The organism is Fusibacter sp. JL298sf-3 (genome assembly GCF_053842995.1).
This window is the reverse complement of record NZ_CM132608.1, coordinates 1,790,047-1,815,606: the sequence shown is the minus strand read 5'-3', so window position 1 is coordinate 1,815,606 and position 25,560 is coordinate 1,790,047. Positions and strand designations below refer to the sequence as shown.

At 48.3% G+C, this 25,560-nt stretch carries 19 protein-coding genes, 1 pseudogene and 1 CRISPR repeat array; of the genes and pseudogenes, 8 read left to right on the top strand and 12 right to left on the bottom strand.

Annotated elements, in window-relative coordinates; all coding sequences use genetic code 11:
• The first annotated feature begins 1 nt into the window (after window position 1).
• From ACR6HW_RS08740 to ACR6HW_RS08730, 3 genes are all read left to right on the top strand, one after another.
• Window positions 2-961, top strand: a complete 960-nt coding sequence (locus ACR6HW_RS08740) for a DUF6602 domain-containing protein (RefSeq protein ID WP_455730748.1) — start codon at window positions 2-4, stop codon at window positions 959-961.
• Window positions 946-1,704, top strand: a complete 759-nt coding sequence (locus tag ACR6HW_RS08735; protein WP_455730747.1) for a hypothetical protein — start codon at window positions 946-948, stop codon at window positions 1,702-1,704. Before ACR6HW_RS08740 ends, ACR6HW_RS08735 begins: the two co-directional genes overlap by 16 nt.
• A gap of 228 nt (window positions 1,705-1,932) precedes the next feature.
• A CRISPR array of direct repeats spans window positions 1,933-3,540; the repeat unit is 30 nt; unit sequence GTTGAACCAGAACATTAGATGTATTGAAAT.
• Window positions 3,541-3,841: 301 nt separating this feature from the next.
• On the top strand, window positions 3,842-4,504 hold the full coding sequence (locus tag ACR6HW_RS08730; protein ID WP_455730746.1) for a class I SAM-dependent methyltransferase: 663 nt from the start codon (window positions 3,842-3,844) through the stop codon (window positions 4,502-4,504).
• A gap of 44 nt (window positions 4,505-4,548) precedes the next feature.
• Here the strand turns inward: ACR6HW_RS08730 and ACR6HW_RS08725 are convergent, their stop codons facing one another.
• Both ACR6HW_RS08725 and ACR6HW_RS08720 read right to left on the bottom strand, forming a co-directional pair.
• Window positions 4,549-5,205 carry an IS630 family transposase gene (locus ACR6HW_RS08725; RefSeq protein ID WP_455728032.1) on the bottom strand — a complete coding sequence of 219 codons (657 nt, stop codon included), beginning with the start codon at window positions 5,203-5,205 and terminating at the stop codon, window positions 4,549-4,551.
• Window positions 5,175-5,729, bottom strand: a complete 555-nt coding sequence (locus tag ACR6HW_RS08720; protein WP_455728033.1) for a helix-turn-helix domain-containing protein — start codon at window positions 5,727-5,729, stop codon at window positions 5,175-5,177. The genes ACR6HW_RS08725 and ACR6HW_RS08720 overlap by 31 nt, the downstream gene beginning before the upstream one ends.
• Window positions 5,730-5,902: 173 nt before the next feature.
• Between ACR6HW_RS08720 and ACR6HW_RS08715 the strand changes: the two are divergent.
• Window positions 5,903-6,145: pseudogene (locus ACR6HW_RS08715) on the top strand (transposase); the annotation flags it as partial.
• 238 nt (window positions 6,146-6,383) lie between these two features.
• Here ACR6HW_RS08715 and ACR6HW_RS08710 read toward each other — a convergent pair.
• Together ACR6HW_RS08710 and ACR6HW_RS08705 are read right to left on the bottom strand one after the other, a co-directional pair.
• Complete coding sequence (locus ACR6HW_RS08710; RefSeq protein ID WP_455730745.1) at window positions 6,384-6,962, bottom strand: hypothetical protein; 579 nt, start codon at window positions 6,960-6,962, stop codon at window positions 6,384-6,386.
• A 178-nt stretch (window positions 6,963-7,140) separates the two neighbouring features.
• A complete protein-coding gene (locus ACR6HW_RS08705; RefSeq protein WP_455730744.1) occupies window positions 7,141-8,643 on the bottom strand; it encodes a DUF4127 family protein in 1,503 nt (500 codons plus the stop codon).
• 719 nt (window positions 8,644-9,362) lie between these two features.
• Between ACR6HW_RS08705 and ACR6HW_RS08700 the strand changes: the two genes are divergently transcribed.
• The 4 genes from ACR6HW_RS08700 (at window position 9,363) to ACR6HW_RS08685 (ending at window position 12,073) form a co-directional block, all read left to right on the top strand.
• On the top strand, window positions 9,363-10,397 hold the full coding sequence (locus ACR6HW_RS08700; RefSeq protein WP_455730743.1) for a copper amine oxidase N-terminal domain-containing protein: 1,035 nt from the start codon (window positions 9,363-9,365) through the stop codon (window positions 10,395-10,397).
• Between the two features lie 144 nt (window positions 10,398-10,541).
• The gene (locus ACR6HW_RS08695; protein WP_455730742.1) at window positions 10,542-11,036 is read left to right on the top strand and encodes a GNAT family N-acetyltransferase; all 495 of its coding nucleotides are present in this window, start codon (window positions 10,542-10,544) and stop codon (window positions 11,034-11,036) included.
• 38 nt (window positions 11,037-11,074) lie between these two features.
• Window positions 11,075-11,677, top strand: a complete 603-nt coding sequence (locus ACR6HW_RS08690; RefSeq protein ID WP_455730741.1) for an NUDIX hydrolase — start codon at window positions 11,075-11,077, stop codon at window positions 11,675-11,677.
• Window positions 11,678-11,761: 84 nt separating this feature from the next.
• Window positions 11,762-12,073, top strand: coding sequence for a hypothetical protein (locus ACR6HW_RS08685; RefSeq protein ID WP_455730740.1), 312 nt, complete (start codon window positions 11,762-11,764; stop codon window positions 12,071-12,073).
• A gap of 120 nt (window positions 12,074-12,193) precedes the next feature.
• On the opposite strand, the gene ACR6HW_RS08680 is transcribed toward ACR6HW_RS08685, so the two are convergent.
• Genes ACR6HW_RS08680 through ACR6HW_RS08645 form a run of 8 tightly spaced genes read right to left on the bottom strand, consistent with a single transcriptional unit; the run spans window position 12,194 to window position 25,550 of the window.
• Window positions 12,194-14,449 (bottom strand): clostripain-related cysteine peptidase, encoded by a 2,256-nt coding sequence (locus ACR6HW_RS08680; RefSeq protein WP_455730739.1) that lies wholly within the window; start codon window positions 14,447-14,449, stop codon window positions 12,194-12,196.
• Between the two features lie 55 nt (window positions 14,450-14,504).
• Window positions 14,505-16,451 carry a type I pullulanase gene (pulA, locus tag ACR6HW_RS08675; RefSeq protein WP_455730738.1) on the bottom strand — a complete coding sequence of 649 codons (1,947 nt, stop codon included), beginning with the start codon at window positions 16,449-16,451 and terminating at the stop codon, window positions 14,505-14,507.
• A gap of 29 nt (window positions 16,452-16,480) precedes the next feature.
• Window positions 16,481-18,880, bottom strand: a complete 2,400-nt coding sequence (locus ACR6HW_RS08670; RefSeq protein ID WP_455730737.1) for a glycogen/starch/alpha-glucan phosphorylase — start codon at window positions 18,878-18,880, stop codon at window positions 16,481-16,483.
• Between the two features lie 21 nt (window positions 18,881-18,901).
• Window positions 18,902-20,356: a glycogen synthase GlgA gene (glgA, locus tag ACR6HW_RS08665; protein WP_455730736.1), complete on the bottom strand. Its 1,455-nt coding sequence runs from the start codon at window positions 20,354-20,356 to the stop codon at window positions 18,902-18,904.
• On the bottom strand, window positions 20,356-21,489 hold the full coding sequence (gene glgD / locus ACR6HW_RS08660) for a glucose-1-phosphate adenylyltransferase subunit GlgD (protein ID WP_455730735.1): 1,134 nt from the start codon (window positions 21,487-21,489) through the stop codon (window positions 20,356-20,358). The genes glgA and glgD overlap by 1 nt, the downstream gene beginning before the upstream one ends.
• 12 nt (window positions 21,490-21,501) lie before the next feature.
• On the bottom strand, window positions 21,502-22,644 hold the full coding sequence (locus ACR6HW_RS08655; protein ID WP_455730734.1) for a glucose-1-phosphate adenylyltransferase: 1,143 nt from the start codon (window positions 22,642-22,644) through the stop codon (window positions 21,502-21,504).
• Between the two features lies 1 nt (window position 22,645).
• Complete coding sequence (glgB, locus tag ACR6HW_RS08650; RefSeq protein WP_455730733.1) at window positions 22,646-24,595, bottom strand: 1,4-alpha-glucan branching protein GlgB; 1,950 nt, start codon at window positions 24,593-24,595, stop codon at window positions 22,646-22,648.
• 16 nt (window positions 24,596-24,611) lie between these two features.
• Entirely contained in the window at window positions 24,612-25,550 is a 939-nt protein-coding gene (locus ACR6HW_RS08645) for a LysR family transcriptional regulator (RefSeq protein ID WP_455730732.1), read from the bottom strand.
• Window positions 25,551-25,560 lie beyond the last annotated feature (10 nt).

The window sequence follows — 25,560 nt, the reverse complement described above, 5'->3', positions numbered from 1 at the left end:
AGTGGAGAATACCCAGAAAAAAAACGACATTCTCTCAAAAATTAAAGAGAACTATTTAAACTTAAACCGAGTGCTTGAAAACGAACTTCAAATGATGACCACGCATCCGGGGCTCACCGGTGGTGGGCGAGAAAACTTTTGGGAACAGTATTTTAGAAAAATCATTCCCCAAAAGTTTACGCTAGAACACAACATCATTATTATGGACTCAGAAGGGCGCTTTTCTAGAGAAGTAGACCTTGCTGTTATCGATTGTCAGTACACGCCATTTGTCTTTAACTATGGGCAGTTTAAGTTTGTACCTATTGAGGCGGTGTCAGTGGTCATCGAGTGTAAGAGCACAGACCCTAGGACCAAGCAACTTAAAGAATGGTGCGATAGCATTAAGGCGCTTCGTACAAATCCCGGCGGAGTCGCCCGAATGTTTAATGGTCTGGAAACCGGCCTCGGTAACGTTTCTCAAACCAACACCAGACCTATTACGATCTTAGCGAGTATGAAAACATATTCTAATAAAAAGTCTCCAAAGGCCCTAGGTAAAACATTTGATATTATCCTTTATTTTGAAAAAGAGACAGAGGATGCTCAGGAGGCAAAAGTAAATTACTATATGCGTTGCGAAGACAACAGCATCGAGTGGTGGCGCCATGAGTTAAATGTCGGTAACTCCCTCTTGACAAACGCTGTATTTAAACTAAAGAGTGGTGGAGATCAAGATGCTTTAAAAGAGCAACTTGAAAATTTGTTTGAAACCGTTACAGAAGCTGAAGGTGGCCGGTTTGAAGTGTACACAAAACTCAGCGCCCTTAAAGTACCGGGGAACCCATTGCTCTCTTTAAACTTCCAGCTCAACCAACTCCTTATGCTAATCAACAACCCGATGCTGTTTCCGCATTATGCCTACGCCAAACTGTTTAAAGACGAATTTGAAGAAAAGGACGATACATGTACTCAAGAATAACCGTCACCGTTGAAATGAAAGCGGCGGTGTATAAAAAAGACGTGGCCTATAGACTGTCGCAGTTTTTAGGCTTTGCCCAACTCAAGGTGCCGGAACTCAAGGCACTACACGCAAGCAACCTCATCAAACCCTTTGTATACGACGGGCTCTACCCCTTTGAAGCAGATGGCACGGTGAAAAAAGGTCGCCTATACAGTTTTCATATTAAGACGCCTTTTGTTGAGTTGGCTCAGATGTTTACTGCGGCGATTCCCCTTACAGAAAGCCCTTTTTTCAAAGTGATTCATGCATCACTGGATCATTTTGAAGACAGCGCCAACATCAAAGCCCTTAAAACCGTGACCCCAGTGAGCAGTTTTATAGACAACGCCCCGTGGACAAAAGACAAAGGCATTCTCTCCTTAGCAGACGCCATTGTCAAAAATACGGCGCACAAATACCAACTGGTTTACAACACCTTGATTCCTCATGAAAATTGGCTACAAGGGATTCAGGTGCTCAGCGACAAGCCCATCGTGACACACTACAAGTGCAAAAAGAAAGGCAGAGAGAGCTGTCCTTACAACAGCCGGCGATGCAATGCCCCTTGTTCTGCGTACACCCCCATTGGTATTCTCGGCTACAAAGTGCAAATCGAGCTCAGCCAAGACCCATGCGGCAATGCTGTGGGCAACTTGCTTTTGGGGACGGGAATACTTGAGAAAAATGCCATCCTCGGCATGGGGTACACCGAACGGGGCTAATGCCACCAGTGCCGTATTCAGGACGTCAGTAACAATAGGATGTGATTTCCAATTTTTATTATCTAAAATTTTACAAAAAACCGCCTGTGTGTGCTATAAGAACAGATACAGGCGGTTTAAAAAGCACATGGAAAAAAATGAAAACTCATTGAAAAGAAATCTCTAAAACGCTTGCAAATACAGTGTTTTTACGGTAATATAGAAAGTGAGAATGGGCATTTTACAGTGGTTGAACCAGAACATTAGATGTATTGAAATGCAACTTGTGCGATGTGATTAGTTGTTGGCACTTGGGTTGAACCAGAACATTAGATGTATTGAAATTTATCCTCTGCGATGTCCGAGCCACAAAGAGGACAGTGTTGAACCAGAACATTAGATGTATTGAAATGGGTCTATGTCCCCAAAATGCCTTTCAGACTTTAAAGTTGAACCAGAACATTAGATGTATTGAAATGCTCTTACAGCTGCCATGTCAAGGTCTGTTTGCAGGTTGAACCAGAACATTAGATGTATTGAAATTCGAATATAAGGACGTCGCCACCATCGCCTGTGATGTTGAACCAGAACATTAGATGTATTGAAATTTATACGAATGTTCACCTTTCCATTTAATTCTTAATGTTGAACCAGAACATTAGATGTATTGAAATTGTGGTAAAGTCCATAAGTCTTATTGGTTGTTTAAGTTGAACCAGAACATTAGATGTATTGAAATTCGTTCTTTTTCCCATCCAATCTTCTTGTTTTTTAGTTGAACCAGAACATTAGATGTATTGAAATTCATCTTCGTATTCTTCTGAATCGTCATCTTCATCTGTTGAACCAGAACATTAGATGTATTGAAATATTACGCAATAAGCACACGGAATACATACGGGATATAGTTGAACCAGAACATTAGATGTATTGAAATGGACATAGAAGAAGAACGGCAGGTGTTAAAGTTGGGTGTTGAACCAGAACATTAGATGTATTGAAATATGATACACACATCGGCTTTCTTGATGCGTGCCTTAGTTGAACCAGAACATTAGATGTATTGAAATGGAAATTTTACCTTGCTATTTACACTAATAAACAAAGTTGAACCAGAACATTAGATGTATTGAAATAAATCTAGTGTACTTGTCAACATTTATTTTTATGTGTTGAACCAGAACATTAGATGTATTGAAATCTGTCGGTCTTTGGATTAATGAAACCTCTCATGATGTTGAACCAGAACATTAGATGTATTGAAATACCCTGTGGACAAGTTCCTTTGCATCGTCATCGTCGTTGAACCAGAACATTAGATGTATTGAAATTTACTGCTCCTATGCCTGTAAGTTCTTGATTAAGGTGTTGAACCAGAACATTAGATGTATTGAAATTGGCTGATTGTTTCAGGGCTATAACCTGCTCTCATGTTGAACCAGAACATTAGATGTATTGAAATTGCACCGTTTAATGCGATAGGTGGGTTGGCTGTAATGTTGAACCAGAACATTAGATGTATTGAAATAGTATATTGAAACCATTAATTGTCGTTATATCACGCGTTGAACCAGAACATTAGATGTATTGAAATTTGTAATAGTTCTTGTAGATACCGTACCCTGTGGCGGTTGAATCAGAACATTAGATGTATTGAAATACCTTTGTGGCGTATATACTTGTGGTTGCAGTTACGTTGAACCAGAACATTAGATGTATTGAAATACACTAGACTAATACCGCCGATTAAAAGCACCATCTGTTGAACCAGAACATTAGATGTATTGAAATTAAACTTCATACTGGGTTTTTATGTACTCCTTTCCAGTTGAACCAAAACATTAGATGTATTGAAATAGCGATTTTGATAAATTTATAGTAAAAAGTGATGGTGTAAGATATTTTGTGTAAAGAAAAAAGGTGAAGATCAAATAACGAATAATGCAGAAGTACGTGAACGATTTGTTGAGGAAATGTGTGATGTAATGATGTATTATTCGGATGTACTGAATCGATTTGGAGTAAATCAAGAAGAATATTCGAAAATATATAGAGATAAATTTAAAAAGAATATTGAGAGAAATTACGCGAAAGATCACGAAGAAAGTTGAGTTTGAGTAAAAGGCAACAACCATATGACGATGAGTCGATTTCAAGTATGCTTAAGCATCGATTAGCTTCAAATTGTCGTAAGATGTTTAATTGTTATATTTTGGAAATGGAGCGTATTATGAGTCTTTTAAGTAAACTTATTGAGCAAGCGAAGAATCCAAGGGGAACTTTAGGTGGAATAATGGTGTCCATAATGAACTCAGCACATAAAAAAATGATGATATGGGGACTTAGCAATATTGAGATAGAAGAAACAGCATCAATACTTGATATAGGTTGTGGCGGAGGAATAAACATAAAGCTATTGTTGAATAGAGCAACAAAGGGAGAGGTAACGGGAGTAGATTATTCTTATGAAGCTGTTAAGCAGTCAACTATTAAGAATAAGAAGGCTGTTTATCAAGGTTTAGTAAAGGTAAAGCATGGGAATGTTGAAAGTCTACCTTTTGCTAACGGAGAGTTTGATCTGGTAACAGCAGTTCAAACTCATTATTTTTGGCCAGACATAAAAGGCTCCATTATTGAGATAAAAAGGGTGTTGAAAAGTGGTGGTAGAGTACTAATACTCGCTGAAAATTATAAGATGAATTATCATATGAATAGCTATGAGACAAGTTCAAAGCTAATAAAATTAATGTATGAATTAGGTTTTACAGATTTGCAAATTCACGAAAAGAATGATTGGATGTGCTTGACGGGATGTAGCTAGTGTACAGACACGTTCATTAACGAACTATAATTAGCCTGTCCTCTCTATATTTCAGGATAAAGTGATGCCAGTTTTATCCTTGCATCCTTTGTTCTAAACTGCCAGTTGATTTTTGCATAGCTGTTGTTCTTCTTACTTTCCCAAGCAAAAAGTTCTTTGCGAAGTAAATCGATATTTTCGATTCTTCGTGATAAGCATTGTCGGGTCATAACATTAAGTTCTATCTCAGCAATATTCAGCCAACTGCCATGTTTTGGTGTATAGTGAATTTCGAGTTTCTTTAGTATTCTTCTGGCTTCTGCTGGTGGAAACGCTTTATATAATGACGATGGTTTATGTGTATTGAGATTATCCATGACAAGAATGATTTTTTCATTATGAGCATAAAATTCATCCACAAGATATTTGATTTCTTGTGCCCAGTCTATAGCTGTACGTTGTGTTCTAACACTGACATGGTGTTTGCCTCCAAGCGGTTCCACAAATGAAAATATACTACAAGTACCTTTTCGAACATATTCAGAATCCACTTTTTTGTGATCGCCAGGTCGCATTGCCCATGAATCGCGTGCCTCACCAAGTAATTGGTAGGGTTTCTCATCCATACAAACGACTGGAAGGTTTGGATTATAGGGCAGTTCATAGACATCAAGAATATCTTCTAAACACGCTATGAATTCGGGATCTCTTTTTCTTGGCAAACACCAATAGTCGGAGCGGTGAGGTCGAAGCCTGTTTTTTTTAATGATCTTCGGATTGCTTCTCGGCTGATCGACTCATCAAATTCAATTCTCATATGTTCTTCTAATAAACGGATCGTCCAGCGGCTATGACCTTCTGGAACGGGACCACATGCAAGCTCAATAATATGTGCTTCAACTCTTCCATCTACTTTGCGGCGTGCATTATCAGAATTGATATTTCGGTGCGTAGCAAGCGCTGAGTCAATACCGCCAGAAGCATATAGTTTTACCATTTTTGCGATAGTCGCTCGACTTACATTTTGCCGCTGAACACATTGTTCATATGTTAGAGCAGGTAAGTGGTTTTCATCAAGATCAATTAAAATTCGGCAACGATTGCAGATGGTTTGGGTTGTATTTTTCTTCTTTAGAAGAGCTTTTAGTTGTTTTAACTCAATGTCTGTTAACAATATTTTATTTTTCTTTGGACGCGCCATAGGGATAACCTCCGATAGTAATATTTTATCATCAAAGACTATCATATCAAAGTTTATGAATTGTTTCAATTTTCATCGTGTCTATACACTAGTGTATAGACATGTTCATTTACAAACTATTAATTTAGGATAGAGTAATCCAGTTCTATACATGAACCTTTGACTTACAATATTATATAAGACAGTGTAGATTAGTTCGTTTATCATAGTGTCTATACCCTAGTGAGATAAGAAAAATTATATACACCACCAATACGATTGAAAGTTATCATAATCAGCTTAGAAAGGTTACGGATCGCAAAGGTGCTTTTCCTAATGAAATGGCTCTATACAAGTTGGTTTACTTAAGAACCATGGATATAAAGCAATCGTGGACTCGTCCTGTCCAAAATTGGGGTCAAGTCATGAATCAATTAGAGATCCTTTTTTCTGACAGAATCGCTGCTCACTTAAAATTTTAAATCAAACTTTACACAAAATTCTTGACAGGTCCTTTTTGGGTTGAACCAGAACATGAGATGTATTCAGATATTTCATCTGTCCAGTTTCTCATAACAGTACCATTGTCACCCCCAAACACAAGAGGCCTCTCTTGTAAAAGCCACACAAAAAGTTCCCCACACAAAAAAGCCACCACAACACACCATCGCCGTGTGTTGCAGTGGCTTTTCCACAGAGCAGACCGCCGCCGAGAAGGCATCATCTCCCGTCGTAAAACGCCTCGACAGCAGCCATAACGCCGTCGACAACGCGGTGGTTGAGCGTCGCATCCACCTCGGACAGCGCCGTTTGAGACACCATAAAGAGCAGGTTTTCATAAGTGCCCAGCACAGCAGTAGACCGCCGCTTCAGCACAGCGTCTAGCGTGTCGAACCCGTCGTTGGTCGTATACGCCAAAATATCGTTGCCAAGAGGCGTCGTCGTATAAATCAGTGAAAACGTCACCTGAACCGACTGCGCCGCATCCTCCACCACAAATTGCTCCAGCGTCGTCTGTGGCGTCGCACCGTCTAGGCCACCGCTCAGGGTTAAAAAACGGCGGTTGTCGAGAGGGGCGTAAGCGTCCATGGCCACCACATTGCGCCCTTTAGTGCTGGCCTTCACCTCGAGACCGTCCACCTCAAAGTGATCCACCACATACTCAAACAAGTCTTGGTACTCGGACCACGAAACCGTCACAGCAGACGCCTGTGGTCGACGTAAAAAGGCACAGATGAGCACACAGGCCGTGACCACAACGCACACGACGACAGCGCCTGTTTTCCTAAAGCGTTTCATAAGCACTCCTTTGCTGAATAGAGAAAAATTGAGTAGCGTTCTATTATAATAACGTACAACTCTAAAAAATCTTACAGTTCCCCCCATAATTTATAGTTTTAAATCGCCAGACCGCCCCTAAATGGCAACAAAAAAAGCCTCAAAGATGCAACTTGACATCTTTCAGGCTTTAAAGACGTTAGAAGTGGCGAATCGCCGCCTTGGCTTCAAATATTCTCGGCCAGCGCAACGTCATCGCAAACGACGGCGGACAGTGTCCAAAGAGCGCTTCCAACGCTTCGACGTTCTCACACACCGTTTCGTCCATCAGCGCTTGTGCGCGCACCGTGTCTTTAATCGACAGCGTATCCTCGCCAATCGCCTTTAACTTCACCGACAGCTTTCGGCGCACCACCGCTTGATAGAACACATCGTCGAGGAACCGTTCAAAAGTGAAACACGTATTGGCGTCAGAATGACAGCCCCTGGAAGCCACGAGCTGTGCCAGAATCGTGCCGAGGGCGTTGCAGGCGGTGTTCCAACCGGCGTAACCGTAGAGCGAAAAAGCGTTGTCCAGCGCCTCGAAGAAAGCCCAATCGCCGCCATTGGCGTAATTTATATCTAACAAGTAACAGCGCTTGCCCTGTCTTTCCAGATCGTACAACACCTCGCACATCTCGCGGTACACCTCCGGTGCATAATGCGTTTCGGGGTCGTAGGCCGGACAGCAATCCAGTTGTCGCGATTTCGGCGGCAAAATCACCAGACAGTCCTCCGCAGACGCGTCCTCCGTCAACTGCATCAGGCGCAGATGGCTGTAGAGATTGTCTTTGAAAGGCCGGTCTTCGTAACGTGCCGTAAAGTCGGTGTTGTCGCTGAGCCACTTAATGGCCACCGGTCGACGAATACCACCGGAAACCGCCAGTACGAGCATCTCCATCCCCGCTTCGTCAGTGCCGTTGTGAAGCCATACGCGGTCGCGGACCCCCTTCGCATCTATTAACTGATGAAGCTTTTGCTGTTCGAGCACTTGGAGACTTTCAGGCCAGCTGTCTTCTTGAAGGAGTGCCAGTTTCTCAAAAACGCCGTCGGCACACAGTTCCACACAGCGGCGGTTCACCACGTGGTTGCGCTCTCGCACCGCTAAAAACGTGTTTAAAATCTCAGGGGGAATCTCCGCCACAAGCGCGTCCAGCTCTTTTTGAATCGCAGGCTTTTCTTCCGGCGGCGCCGTTTCGAGCAAATAGCGGAGCTTCGAGTACCGCGTAATCTTAGCGAGCCAGTGCACCGAGTCATCGCTTAAAGCGCTCACCGTCGTGCGCATAATCACATTAAAAGCGTAGAGTTTCAGCCGCGGGTTCTGATGTTTCAGCGCCAAAAGGCCTTCTAGGCGCCTAACGGCCTCGGCCTCAGAGCGCTCAGGCGTTCTCGAAGCAAGCAAACTGCCGAAGATCAGCTGTTCCACCGAAAACACCAAGTAATCGGCGTCGGCGCTGTTTTCAGTCACCCACGCCCAAATGGCGTCGGCATTAGATGGCGTCTTAAAAAAATCCATCATAGACGCAGGGGGCTGAACCACCTCGCAGTTCCCGAAGACAGCCGCCAGCTGAGCCGGGAAATCACACGTACACGGGCGCGAATCCATCGGTAAAAAACAGACCTTCATAGCGTCACCGCCTTTCTCATCGTTTGGGTCATGCATTGAAAGAACCTAAAAGAATGTGTCGTCATCACGATGCCTCCTATCTCTGCATAAAGAACAGGCACAAGACCTGTCGGGTTAGAGCCGGCCACAAATAGCCGGAAACTTAAGGCGTGTATAAACACCCTTACTCATAGAACGTATAACCCCATGGTAATATTACAGTTGTAACAGAATGGTAATATTACAGTTGCGTTAAACACTTCCGCGGCACAGGCCTGTGCCGCGGGGGGACGGTTCTTTTGGGCACATACAAGTGAAAGAACACAGGCGCCGCAAGGGGTTCCGTGACTTCTATAGCGTAAAAAAAGCGGGTGCGTGCAAAAATCGTATAGGCCATATGCCCCGTGTCGTTCTCAGTTTAACGCCATAGCCAAATGCGTCACGTAGCGCTGACACCAAGTGCTTTCAAGGCCGGCGCCGATATCCTCAATTAGGTGGGCTGGAAAATCCAAGGTGAATCGTGCCCAAAAGAACCGTCCCTTTAAAAAATCATTAACAGTTCCTTTACAAATGCCAGGGAACTATTTTGAAACCTTTGCGTCTAATCAGTATAAACACCTTCGGAGAGGTTGCTGAAAAGGCCTTTCAAAACCCCCCAGTTTGAAACGGGTCTCGAAGAAATGCCCCTTTCTCAGACCTGCGGTAACCTCCCCGAACCCCTTAACAAAATTTAGAGAGAGAAAAGGGCGTAAAGCCCGAGAAATGGAGGATCTAAAATGAAAGCAAGTCAAAAAGGATTATCAGTGGTATTAGCCGTTTCAATGATGGCCGGTGTTGGTACAAGTGCTTTTGCACAATCGGTACCAGTTGAAAATACAAACGCGGAACTTCCGAAAATCGCCATCTGTCCGGCGGCACCTGAACTGGAGAACTTAAGAGGCGAAGCTGTCGTAAAATCGGTTGAAGACGACAGGGTGTTGGTAACCGCCAAAGACGGAGATGTGATGCTGAACATCACTGACGAAACCGTCGTCATCGACGCGGAAACCGGCACGCCGAGCATGGTAAAAGACCTTGTAGCCGGCGAAAAAGTATTCGTTTACTACAGTGGTATCATGACGAAAAGCTTACCGCCTCAATCCAATGCTGTAGCCGTTGTCACAGGCATTAAAAAAGACACAAAAGTGCCACAGCTCTTCACAGTTAAAAAAGTTGTCTCATCTAAAGACGGCGAAGTTCGCGTCTTAAACCAAGAAGGCGACTTGATTCTCACACTCACAAAAGACAGCGCGTTGTCACCTTATAAGACAAAGCAAATGGTCGGTCTGGACGACATCACCATTGGTACAAAGATGTTTGCATGGTTTGACGCCGTAGCGTTGAGTTATCCGGGACAGACAACTGCTACAAAAGCCGTCATTTACGGTCAAAGTGAGATGCCGAAGAAGATGGCCATCAATGGTGAGACCCTCGACTTAAACGGTCTTGACATCGTGGTTAAAGACGACCACTTGATGGTTCCGCTAAGAGCCGTGAGCGAAGCCCTCGGCTTTAAAGTCAAATGGGACGCGTCAATTGGCGGCGTTAGACTCGACAACGGCGAAGTTCAGACTAAAGTCATCTTAGGTGAAGACAAATACTACAAAGAAAGCAGTGGAGCCCTCGGTTTAACTCAGGAGACCGCACTAGGTGCGGCACCTGAAGCCATTGAAGGCAACACGTATGTACCGGCAGACTTATTTGCCCTTCTCTTTTCGAACGAAGACGCCGTCACCATTTCCGGCGACACCCTCTGCATTTCTAATCAGTAATGTCGGCGGTCGTCTTTGATCCTATAAAACGCCCTAGCCCATGGGGCGTTTTTTTATTGAGCCAACACAGGCCAAATATCGCCGCACCGGTTTAAATCTGTTTCAATCAGTGGTAAACTGTAGAAAAGCCAGTAGGAGGTCACCATGTCACAACTGAACATTAGGAGCGCTGAAAGAGCCGATGTCTCAACCATTTTAAACTTTATAGTGGAACTCGCAACGTATGAAAAACTGCGCCATGAAGTGGTTGCAACAGAAGTGGTGCTGGAAGAAAGTCTCTTTGACAAAAAGAGCGCCGAAGTAATTATCGCGGAACTCGACGGCGTACCCGTGGGATTTGCCCTGTACTTTTACAACTTCTCCACGTTTATCGGCAAGGCCAATTTGTACCTCGAAGACCTGTATGTCACACCGGAGGCGAGGGGACAGGGCATCGGTAAAGCACTCCTTATTGAACTCGGGCGCATCGCGCAAAAAGAAGGGTGCGCGCGACTCGACTGGTGGTGTCTGGACTGGAACACGCCTTCGATAGACTTTTACAAAGAAATGGGCGCTGTGCCCATGGACGAGTGGACGGTTTTCCGCGTCACCGGCGATGCTTTAGAGCGTTTGGCACAAATGGAATATGGAAAAAAATAGTGGATTCTGGCACAAAAGAACCGTCCCCTGGAGGTTATATGAGAATTAATCGACTAAAAACCATCGCGACAACAGCCTTTCTAAGCCTCTATGAAGTGGGGTATAAAAACAAATATGGGCGCGATAAGAAATGGATCGTCGCTTCGAGAAAATCGGCAGAGCACCTCGAAGCCATTATGAAAAAGCAAGTGGCGCCGCAGAGCGACGCCGTGGTCTTGGTGCCGTACCACGAAACGGCACAAAAACTCGTATTGATTCGCCAGTACCGAGTACCGGTAAACGACTACGTCTACGAATTGCCGGCGGGTCTCTTGGAAGACGGTGAATCGGCTGAAACCTGTGCCGCAAGAGAACTCAAAGAAGAAACCGGGCTCACCATGACAGAGGTGGTGGCCTCGCTCACTCAGTACGGCGCATACGCATCGGCGGGGATGACCGACGAATCGGTGGATCTCGTGTACTGCATCTGCAGCGGCGAACCCTCAAGCGCGTATCAAGAAGAAGATGAAGAAATCGAAACCGTGTTGATTTCACAAGACGAAGCGGCTGCCTTGCTGGAAAAGCCGCTAAAAATGGACATCAAAGCGTTAATGGTGTGCCAGCAGTACGTTCATATAGGCCAAAAAATGTGGACAAAATAAAAAAAAATTGTAAATAAACGCATATTACTCTACTAATTTAGTAGGAATTATATTATAATGGGTTTATATTATGGAGGTGACGATATGTACATTGTGACAAACGAAGAAACATGCGCTCAAATCGGCGAAGTCTTATCAGCACAAGCCGACAAGCCGCAAAACATTAGAGTATTTATCGCGGGAAACGGTTGTAGTGGCCCGAGCTTTGGTCTCGGTCTCGACAACGTTAACGAAGGCGATTTACAAGAGAATATTCACGGCGTGAACTTTGTCGTAGAAAAAGCAGTTTTCGACGCAATGGGCGAAATTAAAGTAGAGTGGGCAGGCAACGGCTATTCCGTACAACCTGTTAACGTACAACCCTCTGCTTGCGGCTCTTGTACATCATGTGGCTAAGCACAGCGCGTAAAAATCCGTCTCACATTAAGTGAAACGGATTTTTTTTTATGCCTAAAAACACCGTGGACTGAAAAACGCCCCTATACGTCACTTGACGCATAGGGGCGTTGCAGTGCTCTATTCTAATGTGAAGTCGTACGCATCAGTGGTGTACGTGTTGCCGGCGTAATCGCTAATCAAGAACTGAAGCGCGTAACTGCCGCCGGTTTTATCGCTGAGTTGGCTAAAGGAGAGGCCGAAGTCGGCACCCAGTGTAAAGGCGTCGCCCAGTTCCTCAACCACTTCTTCCTTGTCCAGATACACCGACAGGTAAATCGGCTGGATGACATCGCCTTTTTTAAGCTGGATGATTTTACGATCCGGCATATTGGTGTCGGCGTCGATACCGGCACGTGCGCCGAGAATCTTATAGTAGCCGCCTGCATCGAGGGACTTGTCATAATACCATGCCGCGAGAAGCGTCATGCGCTTGTCGTTAATCATTAGGGGAATCTCGTATTCCACAAAGGCATCGGTTTCATTCACCACCTGCATGGCCACCGGATGGCCGCCAAAAGTCGTCCAAGCGCCGTTAAATGCCTCTTCGTAGACGCCGTTACCTTTGTTTTCAACAAGGGTGTCGTAGCCGAGGAGTCGGTACCGTGCACCGCCCTTTTCTACATATTGGAGCAGGTTGAGGTAAACCCCTTCCACCATGTCTCGGTGGTCTTTATCGACGTTTAACGTGTAGAACGGTTTGTCGTCAGTAGGTTCGGTTACCGTAAAGCTGTTTTCCATCCCTTCGCCGATACCGGAAGACTGGAGGATACTCGGGAAAGCCGAGACAAATGCCAGCTGTGCATTCGGCAGCGGGAGCTGCTTGTGGATGTCGAGGCTGTATTTGATGTCGTCTAAACCGTAGTACGGCAGAAAGACGCTGAGGCCGCTTGCCGAAGCGTTAATCGGGCCGCTGACCTTGTAGCGTACCGCACGGTTGACGGCGTCTTTTAAAGCATTGACCTGAGCGCTGTACGTGCTCGGCAGATTCGAAGCGAATCCGACGACATCGTAGAGGTTGGTATACCCTTGGTCGGTGGTATTGCCGCCATAGGCTTTGGTCTTGGCCACAGCACTGCTGATGGCAATGAGCGCGTCCTTATTTGAAAGGTTCTGTCCCATGGCCTTAAACAAATTGCCTGCAGCCGTGTTCACCGCCGCCATTTGGTCGAGTTTCACCACAGAGAGGGTCACGTCTTCGCCGACGCCGCCGACGATGGAGTGCACCTTAAAACCGTCGGCGATAAGTTTGAGCATGCCTTCAGTCTCGTAGTAAGGGTAGTCGATAATGGCGCTGATGACTCCTGAGTAGTCCCAACCGCCCTGTGGTTCCAATTCTTGAGAAGCCAGCAAGTAGTCGGCATATGGTGTGAGGGCATTGGCCGTTTCAACAGAAGCCATCAGACAGGCGTCAAAGCCGATAAACGACAGTTTGTCCCCACCGGGAAGAGCCTTTTTAAGCGCCTTGTCCAGCTCTGGGAGGGTCAGGGCGTCGCTGTCAAACCATTCGTCGACACCGTAACCGTAGATGGGGCCGCCGCCGTGATTCCACATAACGAGCCCCGTCTTCTTCGCCGGGTATTTTTTCATGCCCCATTCGATAAACGCCGCCAGTGTTTCCGGGGCGCCCATATTGCTTTGAGGCACGGATTCTTGAAGAATGAGTCGCCCCCTATCGGCGTAAAACCGCTGATTGAGGTTGGGATCGATGTTTTCAATGGCCCATTGTTTGGTGCCACCGGTTTCGACGAGGACGTTGATGCCCGCGCCTGCGCCGACAGCCATCATTTCTTCGAGGTCTAGTGAAGCGGCGCCGAAGAGCAAGCCGGTTTCTTCATCGAGGGTGCTTTCGAGGTCGGTGCCGTTCATGTAGACGAGCAGGGTGTAGTCGTCGAGTTTGTGGTACTCGGCACTTTCGATTACAGCGGTATAACGCTTGCCATCCCACTGAACATCGGCGCCGAGGTATTCACTGATAAAGCGCAGAGGCACGTAGACACGGCCCTTGTCGATAACAGCCGGGGTGTCCATTTCCTGCGTTTTGCCGTTGACCGTAACAGAGAGGACGTCCACCGGTAGGACAATGGTGCGGGTGGCGTCTTTTACAGTGACGACTTTTGTCGCGTCGTTCCAGTTGACGTCGGCATCCAGTGCGTTAGAGACGAATCTCAGCGGGACGAGGATGCGCTGTGCGTCGCTGACCATGGGCTCTGCATCAGTGAAGTCGACGGCGTCGCCGTCGACGATAACCCCGGGGGTATTTGCCGCATAGGCAGTCCCGGCCCATGCAAAGGCCAAAAGCATCAATAGGATTAGGCCATAGCGTTTTTTGATCATAGGTTACTCCTTCTTCTCGTGGTGTTAAACTGTCCCGGACAACGGGTAGCATCACTTATTGGCACTCGTTTTTAAATGTAAACACATTGGTACTGATTGGATCGAGTTTGATTAAATGGTGGTGTAGGGCATCGATTTCTACAGGGGTTGAAAAGAGGCCGTTTTCATCAAACAAATGCTTGATTTTTAGGTTGCAAATCAGTTTCTTGACATTGGGTTTCGGCAAGCTGCAAATGTGCTTGACCAAGTTCTCAATAGACAGCATCACCGGGTCGTGAGATGGGTTGTGCACCACGAACAGGCAGTCGAAGTCATCGTCCGGGTCTTGGTGAATGACAAAGCCGATGGCGCCGTGCATAGAGGCGTCGTCGTAAAACTGAATGCGCTTTTTAATCTCTTCTGCGTCGTCCATGCGGAGGCAAGGATACGCTTTTCTCAGGGCGATTAAGTCCTTGACGTAGTTGTAAAACTCGTAGTAGCGCCCTTTGTACGTCCAGTCGATGCCGTTGATGTCCATAGGGGCATTGTACGAATTGTGATGCCCTTTTTTGTCCCTTAGGAACTCGTTGCCCGCGTGGAAAAACGGAATCCCCTGAGCGGTGAACAAGATGCCGAAGGCCAGTTTGTTCAGGCGGATAAGCGTCTCGAGATTCGCCCCTGGATTGGATTTTTTCAGCTTATCCATCATAATCAGGTTGTCGTGGGCGTTGAAGTAGTTCACCGACTCACTGGGATGCGTTGCAAACCCTATGAGCGAGTGGTCGTAAGGGATAGAGCCGAGGAGCCCTACCATGACATCGTGCATGTCGTTGCGGTTGCCCTGAACGTAGCCCCGCTCGGTGCCGTCGTTGTCGCCCTTTATAGCGTTTCGGAAGTCGTCGTTAAACACCGAAAAGCCCTGATTGCACTGCGCCCCCTTGTAGACGCGCTTGTTTTCAGGGAGTGTCGACAGGCCACCCGTCCACGGCTCCCCATAGAGCAGGATATCCGGATTGATGGCGTGGAGCTTGGCACGTGCCAGCTTGATGGTGTCGATGTCAATAAGCGCCATCAAATCGAAGCGGAAGCCGTCGATCTTGTATTCCTCTGCCCAGTAGCACAGAGAATCCACGATGAATTTGCGCCCCATGGCGTGTTCTGAGGCAAACTCGTTGCCACAGCCCGAACCGTTGGAGAAAATCCCGTCGTGTGTGGTGCGGTGGTAGTAGTTGGGCACCAACGTGTTAAAGTTGGAGTCCAAGGTGCGGTACGTGTGGTTGTAAACCACGTCCATGACCACTTTGAGACCGCGTTCGTGAAGCGCCATAATCAGTGTCTTGAGCTCTTTTACGCGCCGCACGGGGTCGTCGGGGTCGGTGGCGTAGCTGCCCTCCGGTGCGTTGTAGTGCTCCGGATCGTACCCCCAATTATAGTTATCGTCAGAATCCTCCGTTTCGTCCACTGTTAAAAAATCGTAGACGGGGAGCAAGTGGACGTGGGTGATGCCGAGGTCGACCAGGTGGTCGATGCCCGTGGCGTAACCGTCGCAGTCAGTACCGGGCTCCACAAAGCCCAAATACTTGCCGTTGAGGACAGAACCGCTGGAAACGTTCCCAGTGAAGTCCTTGACGTGTACCTCGTAGAGAACGGCGTCGCAAGGGCTCGCAGCCGGTGGTCTGCTGTGGTTGTCCCATCCCACCGGATTGGTGCGCTCGAGGTCGACAATAGCGCTTCTGATGCTGTTGGCACTGCACGAAACGCAATAAGGGTCTGTCACTTCGAGGTGGTGGTCGATGATGTACGTGTAAAACTGACCGTGAAGATCGCCCGGAATGGTGACAGAAAATACGCCGTCGAGGCTCTTTTCCATCGGGTAGATCGTCCGGTGGACGTGCCGCGCGTCTTCGTACAGCGCGACACTCATCTGTTTTTGAGGCGGCGCCCACACCTGGAACGTCGTCGCCGTTTGGGTGTAGGTGACGCCGAGCTTTTTCTTAGTCGTTGGGTAATTGTTATAACTCATAATCTCACCTTTTTGAAATGAACCGTGGTCTAAGGGGTAATGTGCCAAATCTCTTTTGCGTACTGTTCAATGGTGTAGTCGGCAGAAAACTTGCCAGAAGCCGCGATGTTGTGCAGAGACATTCTGCTCCAGTGTACCTTGTCTCGGTAGTAGAGCGCCATGCGCTCTTGGGCTTCGCAGTACGACTCGAAGTCTTTTAAGATAAAGAATTCGTCGTTAAACCGCAGGAGGCGGTCGACAATCGGTAAAAACTCTTCGCGCGACACGGGGAAGAACCCATTGATCAACTGGTCCACAACCGTTTTGAGGTGCGGGTTGCCGTTGTACGTGTCGTAAGCGCTGTAGCCGCCTTCGTGGTAATAGCGGTACACCTCTTCATCTTTCAGACCGAAAATAACGATGTTGTTTTCGCCCACAGCGTCCATGATTTCAATGTTGGCACCGTCCAGCGTCGCCAGCGTCACCGCACCGTTCATCATAAACTTCATATTGCCGGTGCCCGAAGCTTCCTTAGAAGCCGTGGAAATTTGTTCGCTGACATCTGCCGCCGGTATAATTCTACTAGCTAATGATACACCATAATTCGGTAAAAAGACAACTTTGAGCTTATTTTTAATGGATTTGTCATGATTGATCATATCGCCGACAGTGGTGATAAGCTTAATCATCTGCTTGGCGACATAGTAGCTCGGTGCAGACTTGCCGGCGAAAATAAACACCCTCGGCGGCACGTCGAGATTCGGGTTCGCCTTGAGACAGTTGTAAAGGTGCATCACGTGCAAAATGTTGAGATGTTGTCTTTTGTATTCGTGAATCCGCTTGGCCTGAACGTCAAAAATCGCGTATGGGTCGACCTTAATGTGCTCCGTCTCCCAGATGTATTTGGCAAGTGCTTCCTTATTTTGATGCTTGATTTCAAACAAGTCGTCCAGAAAAGCGTTGTCGTTTTTGTATTTTAAAAGATTTTTTAGGGCGACAGGTTCTTTTTTAAACCCGTCACCAATGGTTTGTGTAATGAGCTGTGTCAGCTTCGGATTGGCGTTTAAGAGCCAATGTCGGTGCATAATCCCATTGGTCTTGTTGTTGAACTTGCCGGGATAGAACTCGTGGAACGGCTTGAGTTCCTTAGTTTTGAGAATCTCCGTGTGCAGGGCAGCCACGCCGTTGACACTGTGAGACGCCACAATGGCCAGATGCGCCATCTTAACCATGTCGCCGTCGATAATGGCCATGTCGTGGGCGAGGTGCTCAGGGACATCTAACATAAAGCGGCGATGGATTTCCTCGATAATCATCGTAACGCGCGGGAGCAGTTCCCTCAGCATAAACAACGGCCACTTTTCAAGGGCCTCCGCCATAATCGTGTGGTTGGTGTAGGAGATGCAAGATTGCGTAACGGCCCAAGCATCGTCCCAGCTCATCTCCTCTTCGTCTAGGAGCAGGCGCATCAGTTCCGGTACGCACAGCGCCGGGTGGGTGTCGTTGACGTGTATGGCGATTTTTTTGCCGAAGTCTTTCATCGGCATTCCCGTCTTTTTGTAGGTGCCAAAGATGCTCTGAATGCCCGCCGAGACGAAAAAGTACTCTTGTTTCAGTCTGAGGAGCTTGCCTTCCTCGTACGAGTCGTTGGGGTAGAGAATCTGCGTGATGATTTCCACCGAGTGTTTCTTCTCAAAAGCGCTGGCGTAATTGCCCTTTGAAAAAGTTTCAAAGTCGAGAACGTCCTCGATTTCTTCAGCTGACCAAAGGCGCAATGTGTTAACAGTGTCGTTTTCATAGCCCATAATCGGCGTGTCGTAAGGAACAGCGCGCACCGCGTCGTAATCCACGTGTTTAAACTTCAATCGGTCGCCGTCCATATACGACTCCACGCGACCGTTGAAGTGCACTTCTACCGCCTTGTTCGTGCGCTTGAACTCCCAAACGTTGTTGTTGACCAGCCATCTGTCGGGGTACTCTACTTGGTACCCGTTGATAATTTTTTGCTCAAAGAGTCCGTTTTTGTAGCGGATGCCGTTGCCGTGTCCGGGAATCTCAAGAGCGCTAAACGCCTCCAGAAAACAAGCGGCAAGCCGCCCGAGGCCGCCGTTGCCCAGGCCTTGGTCCAGTTCCACATCGCCGATGTCGTCGAGGCTCATGTCCAGTTCGCGCAGCGCCTGATCGGCGACTTTGTAGAGGCTCAGTGAGTGGAGGTTGCTCGACAGAAACTTACCCGTTAAAAATTCCATAGAAAAATAATACACCTGTTTCTTTTGTTCATCGCGGTACCTTTTGTTGGTGCTCGCCCAAAGTTTTGCAATATATTCTCTTACAACAAGTCCGAGTGCGTTGTAGCGTTCCAGTGGTGTGGTGTCGCCGGGTTGTCTGGCGGTGGTGGTGGCGATGGCGTTTAAAAAGTCCTCTTTGAACTGTGTTACCGTGACTTTCATGTGTTCACCTCAATTCTCAATTCATACTTTTAAAAGCTCTTCGTAGATGGCCATGTACGCTTTCGATGACACCGCCCAGCTGTGGTCGGCCTCTACGGCGTGTTGCATAAGCCCGTTCCAAACCTCGGGGGTTCGGTAGGCGTTCAGCGCGTCTTTTATCGCAAACAGGAGTTCGTGCGCGTTGTAGTTTAAGAAACCGAAACCGTTGCCCTCGCCGGTGTACCGATTGTACGGCACCACGGTGTCCTTGAGGCCGCCGATCTGTCGCACCACGGGAATCGTTCCGTACCTGAGGGCGATGAGTTGGCTTAGGCCGCAGGGTTCAAAGAGAGACGGCATTAAAAAAATATCGGAGGCGGCGTAGATGCGGCTTGCTTCTTGTGGGCTGAAATAGATGCGCGCGCTGACTTTGTGGGGATATTTGTACTGAAAATGTCTGAACAGGTTTTCGTACTTGGTTTCACCGGTGCCGAGGACGACGAGCTGAATGTCTTCGAGCAGGAGTTCTTCCAAGATGTGTTCCACGAGGTCGAGGCCCTTCATATCCGCAAGTCGCGTAACCATGGACAGCATCGGAATCGCCGGATCGACCGGCAGACCGTATTGAATCTGAAGGTGGACCTTGTTCTCTTTTTTCTGTGCCAGCGTCGTCCGGTTGTAGTTTTCCCTCAGCGCCGGGTCAGTGGCTGGGTCAAAAACGTCGTAGTCGATACCGTTGACGATGCCGGTGAGTTTGTAGCCGTACTTTTGAATCACTCCTTCGAGGTTCTCCCCAAAGAATGGATACCCAATTTCCTTGGCATAACTCTTTGAAACAGTTGTAATATGATCGCTAAACACGAGTCCGCCCTTTAATAGGTTGATGCTCTGGTGAAATTTAAGGGCGTCTTCGTTGAAATAATCGTAGGAGAGGCCGAGGAGGTCGCCGAGGATAAACGGGTCGAAAATCCCTTGGTATCTCAGGTTGTGGACGGTGAACACGGTTTTGATGTCCTTGTAAAAATCGTCGTAATACGCGTACTCTTGGCGCAAAATGTTCACTGAGGCGGTGTGCCAGTCGTTGGTGTGGATAATAGCCGGTTTGAGGTCCAATTGTTTCAGCGCCGCGAGAACGGCTTTTGAAAAAAAGATGTAGCGTTCGGCGTCGTCGCCTTCGCCGTAGAGATGATGCCGTTTAAAATAAAATTCGTTGTCGATAAAATAATAGCGCACGCCGTCGTGCATCAAAGTTAAGATGCCTACATACTGACAGCGCCACCCCATGTGGACATCGGTTCTGTCCACAAAGGTCAGCGCTTCTCTAAACTCTAGCGGCATGGTGGGGTGCAGGGGGAGAAAGACGCAGACGTCGAAGGCCTCTCCGGCTTTTTCAGCGGTCTGCATTAAGGCCTTCGGCAGAGAACCCGCCACATCGGCGAGTCCTCCTGTCTTTGAAAACGGTGTCGCTTCAGAAGCGACAAAAGCCAGTCGTTTCATTAGCGTGCCTCCTTTTTAACGGTGTAGTCCTTGCCGCTGATAAACGGACTGCTCGGGTCCCCGATTAAGGTGACGCCGGACTGTACCGTAAGGCGTTTGTCTAAGATGACATAGTTTAAATGGGCGTTTTCGCCGATGTGCGTCTTTTGCATAATGATGCTGTTGCGCACAATACAGCCTTTGGCGATTTTAACCCCTCTGAAGATGATGGAGTTTTCCACAAAGCCGGCGATTTCGCAGCCGTTGGCCACATAGGCGTTGCGCACCTTAGAGCCGCTTTTGTAAAACGTCGACGGCTCGTCTTTGACCTTGGTGTAAATCGGTCTCTGACGGTTGAACAGGCTTTCGGCCACTTCCGGATTGAGCGTCGCCATATTGCCTGTGAGGTAATTTTTGATGTTGTTGATACAAAGCAGTTCCCCCGTCACCGGAAACGTGGTGACTTCAAATTGTCCGAGGTGGTCGAGCACAGCTTGCTTGAGGTAGTTGGCCGTGCCCTTTTCTATGGCGTCGTTAAACAGCTCAAAATAGACCGACTTTTTCATAAAATACATTTCCAGCGACAGGTTAAAGGTGTCGTCCATGCCGAGGTTGGTGCCGATGCTCTCGAAGTTGCCGTCGGCGTCTAAATGTATTTTATCGAGGCCGATGTAGCGGTTCTTGCGGTCGTGCACCTCTTTGTACAGGATGCCGATGTCGGCACCGGAATCCACAAAGGCTTCAAAGGCTTCTCTGAGGTCGATGTTGGCAATCATATAGGATTTGGAAAAGAGCAGGTAGTCCTGCTTGGCCATTTCGATAAACGCGTTGTTGCGGTAAAACAGGCTTACGTCGCCGGGGCGCTGCTGGATGCTGTCGTAGCTGTACGTCGGCGAGAACGTGTAGAGACCGTTGATTTTTCGGTCGAGATCCCAAGGACCGCCGGAGCCGAGGTGATCCATTACCGAGCGCACTTTGTTGCCCGTGTAGACGCCGATGCCGGTGATGCCGGCGTTGACCATATTGGAGAGGGTGAAGTCGATGAGCCTGTAGCGGCCGGCAAAAGGCAGCATAGCCACTGGGCGGCTTTGGCACAGTGCCCCCATCTCGAGATCGTTTTCACTTAAGTTGATAATACCGAGACAATTTTTCATGAGTTCCCCTCCTTAGGCTTTCGCTTCTATGACGATGTTTTCACTGACGAGGTAGACGGTGTCGCTATCGGGGTCTCCGATTTTCATACAGGCTTTGACCACGACGTTCTCCATAATGACGGCGTTGTAAACTTCCGCGCCGTCTTCAATAACGGCACCTGAGAGAAGGACGCTGTGGTTGACTTTTGCGCCGACGCCTATGGTGACTTCGTTAAACAAAACGCTGTTTTCCGTCGAGCCCAAAACCTTACAGCCTTCATTGATGAGACTGTTGATAACACTGGCGTTAGGCGAGATGTAGTGGGGTGGCAAATGCCTGTTTTTCGTATAGATCCGCCAGTTTCTGTCGTAGAGGTTCAGCGTGTTGTCTTCACGTAGGAGGTCCATGTTGGCCTCCCAATAGCTGCGCACAGTTCCGACGTCTTTCCAGTAGCCGTCGAACCTGTAGGCGAACATTTTGAGACCGTCTGAGTGCATTTTCGGGATGATGTTTTTGCCGAAGTCGTTGACTGAGGTCTCGTCGTCTTCATCTTCGAGGAGATAGCGTCTGAGGACTTCCCAATTGAAGATGTAAATCCCCATGGAGGCGAGGTTGGACTTGGCGTTTTCGGGCTTTTCCTGAAACTCGACGATAAAGTCTTCCGCGTCGCAGGCGAGGATGCCGAAGCGCGACGTGTCTTCCCAAGGGACTTCAATGACGCTGATGGTGGCGTCAGCCCCTTTGGCTTCGTGTTCGGCGAGCATCTGCGAGTAGTCCATCTTGTAGATGTGGTCGCCTGAGAGAATCAACACGAACTCGGGGTCGAGTTCGTCGATGTACGATATGTTTTCGTAGATGGCGTTGGCGGTGCCTTTGTACCACCGACCGCCGTGTTCACTGGTGTAGGGCGGTAAAACTCTCACGCCGCCACTGCGCCTGTCGAGGTCCCACGCGCTGCCGATGCCGATGTGGGCGTTGAGTTGATAGGGCTTGTACTGTGTGAGGATGCCCACGTCAAAGATATTGGAGTTGGAACAATTGCTCAGTGGGAAGTCGATGATGCGGTACTTGCCGCCAAAGGGAACTGCGGGCTTTGCCTGTTCAGTAGTGAGTGCTTTTAGTCTCGATCCTTGTCCGCCTGCTAGGAGCATGGCAATCATTTTACCGTGAATCATATTACTGGCCCTCCTTCTTCTTCTGTCTTTTGTCCTTCTTTTTTATATAGAGTGCCCCATAAGGCGGCACGACCACTCGGATGGCATAAGGTCTGCCGTGTTCAGGGGTGTTCAGTGCTTCATAAGTTGGGTGCGGTGTGGTGACGATGCCGCCGTAAGCGCTGGACTGGGCGTTAAACACCACTTTGTACGCGCCGGGTTCTGTGACGCCGATGGGGTGGTGATGGCGGGGCACAGGTGTGAAGTTAAAGAGGGCGATGAGGCGCCGTCCCTTTTTATCCAGTCGCTCAAAGGAGATGATGCTTTCGTCTTTGTTGTCGACTTCGATCCATTCGTAGCCGTCTTGTGTGGTGTCTAATTCGTATAGGCAGGGTTCTTTAAGATAGAGTTTGTTCAGTGATTGGATGTAGAGCTGCATAAAGTGATGGGAATCGTAGTTTAAAAGGTGCCAGTCGAGGGCTTGCCATTCGTTCCACTCGATGAACTGCGCAAATTCGTTGCCCATAAACAGGAGTTTTTTCCCGGGGTGGGCGAACATATAGGCGTAGAGAAGTCTCAGGTTTGCAAATTTGTCTTCGTAGCTGCCCGGCATTTTTTCCAGTAGGGATTTCTTGCCGTGAACCACTTCGTCATGACTCAGCGGCAACACGAAGTTTTCCGAAAACGCATAGGTCATGGTAAAGGTCAGCGCCGAGTGGAAACCGCTTCTGTAAACGGGATCGAGGGCCATGTACTCGAGGATGTCGTTCATCCAGCCCATATTCCACTTGAAGTTGAAACCGAGGCCGCCGGCGCTGGTGGGCCAAGTAACCATGGGGTATGAGGTGCTTTCTTCCGCCATCATCAAGGTGTCGGGGTAGTACTGAAAGACCACTTCGTTCATTTTTTTTATAAAGGCGATGGCTTCGAGGTTTTCGTAGCCGCCGTATTTGTTTTTGAGCACTTTGCCGCTGAAGTTCAGGTACAGCATATACGCCACGGCGTCGACGCGTATGCCGTCTACGTGGTAGCGGTCGTGCCAGTAGAGGAGGTTCGAAATTAAAAACGACTGGACCTCCGGTTTGCCGTAGTCGAAGTTGGCCGTTCCCCAAGCGTCGTTTTCGGCGAGATCGGGGTTGCCGGACTCATAGGTGGGCGTGCCGTCGAATCGGTAGAGGCCGTGGGCGTCTTTACAAAAGTGCACGGGCACCCAGTCGAGGATGACGCCGATGTCGTTTTGGTGACAGACGTCGATGAGGTACATCAGGTCGTCCGGCGTGCCGAATCGGCTGGTGGGCGCATAATAGCCGGTGACTTGATACCCCCAGGAACCGTCGAAAGGATGCTCCATAATGGGCATGAGTTCAATATGTGTGTGGTGCATGGTCTTCACGTACGCCACGAGCTCTTTGGCGAGGTCTCGATAGCTGTACTGAGCGCCGTCGTGTTTTTGGCGCCACGACAGCAGGTTGACTTCGTAGATGCTCATGGGCCGATCGTAGGCGCTCTTTTTGGCGCGGCGCTTCATCCACTTTTGGTCGTGCCATATGTAGCCCTCTAGGTTGAAGTATTTGGATGCGGTGTGCGGGCGCTCCTCTGCGTGAAACGCATAGGGATCGGCTTTGTAGAGGACGTCGCCGCTCTGGGTGTGGATTTTGTATTTGTACGCGTCGAAAATCTGGACATTGGGAACGCAAATTTGGTAGATGCCGCTGCCCATAAGGCGCTGCATGGGGTAGCCGTCGTCTGACCAATCGTTAAACGCGCCGACGAGGGCGACGTGAGCGGCGTTTGGTGCGTAGACGGTAAAGCGCACGGCGTCGACGCCATACCGCTCGATGGGGTGGGCGCCGAAGAATTCGTAGCTTTTGTAAAACGTGCCCTCGTGAAAGAGGTGGACGTCGAAATCGCCTTCGTTTAAGTAAAAGTAACCTTTTTCGTAAATGTGTTCTTTTAGAGGCTCTTGGTTCATAGACGGCTCCTTTCAGTTACTGTAGAAGTTCGTAAAATTTTTGCGCGGCGATGGAGAGCGGTTTGCTTTTATTGGTTAAAACGCCGACGGTGATGCTCGGCACCTGTTCGTTCACCTCGATTTCTTTTACGCTGCCGGCTTCCAGTGCGGTTAGCGCGATGTTGCGCGACACGAACCCAATGCCCATGTCGGATTTTACCGACTCCAGGATGACCTCGAGGGACCCGAATTCAAAAGCGGGTGTCAGCGGAACGCCGTGTGCCTTGTAGTAAGTCTCGAGCACCGTCCGCGTGGTGGATTTTTGCTCGAGGCAGACGAGGGGGTGCTCGCTGATGGCTTCAAGGGATTGAGGCACTTCGGTGAGGTCAGTTCGAGACGCCGCACAGATAAAGGCGTTTTCAATTTCGGCTATGGGCAACATGTCGAGGCCGTCGTATTCAACCGTCGGGTTTACGTTGATGACAGCGATGTCGATTTCGCCGTTTTGGAGTAGGGCCACCGATCTCGGTGACGGCCGGTTGTTAATGGCGATTTTGACTTTGGGGTACAGCGCGTGGAACGCCTTGATTTTGGAGATTAAAAAATAGCGCGTAATCGTGTCGCTGGCACCGATAAACACCGTGCCTTCGTCGAGGGACTTGATGCTCCGTATGGAGTTCTCGGCGGACTTGATGAAGTTGAACGCCTTTTCAATGTGCTGGTAGAGAATTTCGCCCTCGTAGGTGAGCTTTACATGTCGCCCTTGTCTGGAGAAGAGGGCGACGCCAAGTTGCGTTTCGAGGGACTTAATCGCCTGGCTGACGGCAGATTGGGTGACGTGCAGCTCTATGGCCGCTTTGGAGAAGTTGAGCGCACGGGCACTGTAGTAGAATATTTTGTAGAGTTCAAAGTTAATGCTGGCATCGAGTGTTGCTTTGTCCATGGCGTTGGCGCCTCCTAATATAAAAATGGTCATACGTATTGCT

Coding starts and splice junctions, on each gene's coding strand:
- ACR6HW_RS08735 (WP_455730747.1), top strand. CDS start 946: ATGTACTCAAGAATAACCGTCACCGTTGAAATGAAAGCGGCGGTGTAT.
- ACR6HW_RS08730 (WP_455730746.1), top strand. CDS start 3,842: ATGCTTAAGCATCGATTAGCTTCAAATTGTCGTAAGATGTTTAATTGT.
- ACR6HW_RS08720 (WP_455728033.1), bottom strand. CDS start 5,729: ATGATAGTCTTTGATGATAAAATATTACTATCGGAGGTTATCCCTATG.
- ACR6HW_RS08710 (WP_455730745.1), bottom strand. CDS start 6,962: ATGAAACGCTTTAGGAAAACAGGCGCTGTCGTCGTGTGCGTTGTGGTC.
- ACR6HW_RS08705 (WP_455730744.1), bottom strand. CDS start 8,643: ATGCATGACCCAAACGATGAGAAAGGCGGTGACGCTATGAAGGTCTGT.
- ACR6HW_RS08700 (WP_455730743.1), top strand. CDS start 9,363: ATGAAAGCAAGTCAAAAAGGATTATCAGTGGTATTAGCCGTTTCAATG.
- ACR6HW_RS08695 (WP_455730742.1), top strand. CDS start 10,542: ATGTCACAACTGAACATTAGGAGCGCTGAAAGAGCCGATGTCTCAACC.
- ACR6HW_RS08690 (WP_455730741.1), top strand. CDS start 11,075: ATGAGAATTAATCGACTAAAAACCATCGCGACAACAGCCTTTCTAAGC.
- ACR6HW_RS08685 (WP_455730740.1), top strand. CDS start 11,762: ATGTACATTGTGACAAACGAAGAAACATGCGCTCAAATCGGCGAAGTC.
- ACR6HW_RS08680 (WP_455730739.1), bottom strand. CDS start 14,449: ATGATCAAAAAACGCTATGGCCTAATCCTATTGATGCTTTTGGCCTTT.
- pulA (WP_455730738.1), bottom strand. CDS start 16,451: ATGAGTTATAACAATTACCCAACGACTAAGAAAAAGCTCGGCGTCACC.
- ACR6HW_RS08670 (WP_455730737.1), bottom strand. CDS start 18,880: ATGAAAGTCACGGTAACACAGTTCAAAGAGGACTTTTTAAACGCCATC.
- glgA (WP_455730736.1), bottom strand. CDS start 20,356: ATGAAACGACTGGCTTTTGTCGCTTCTGAAGCGACACCGTTTTCAAAG.
- glgD (WP_455730735.1), bottom strand. CDS start 21,489: ATGAAAAATTGTCTCGGTATTATCAACTTAAGTGAAAACGATCTCGAG.
- ACR6HW_RS08655 (WP_455730734.1), bottom strand. CDS start 22,644: ATGATTCACGGTAAAATGATTGCCATGCTCCTAGCAGGCGGACAAGGA.
- glgB (WP_455730733.1), bottom strand. CDS start 24,595: ATGAACCAAGAGCCTCTAAAAGAACACATTTACGAAAAAGGTTACTTT.
- ACR6HW_RS08645 (WP_455730732.1), bottom strand. CDS start 25,550: ATGACCATTTTTATATTAGGAGGCGCCAACGCCATGGACAAAGCAACA.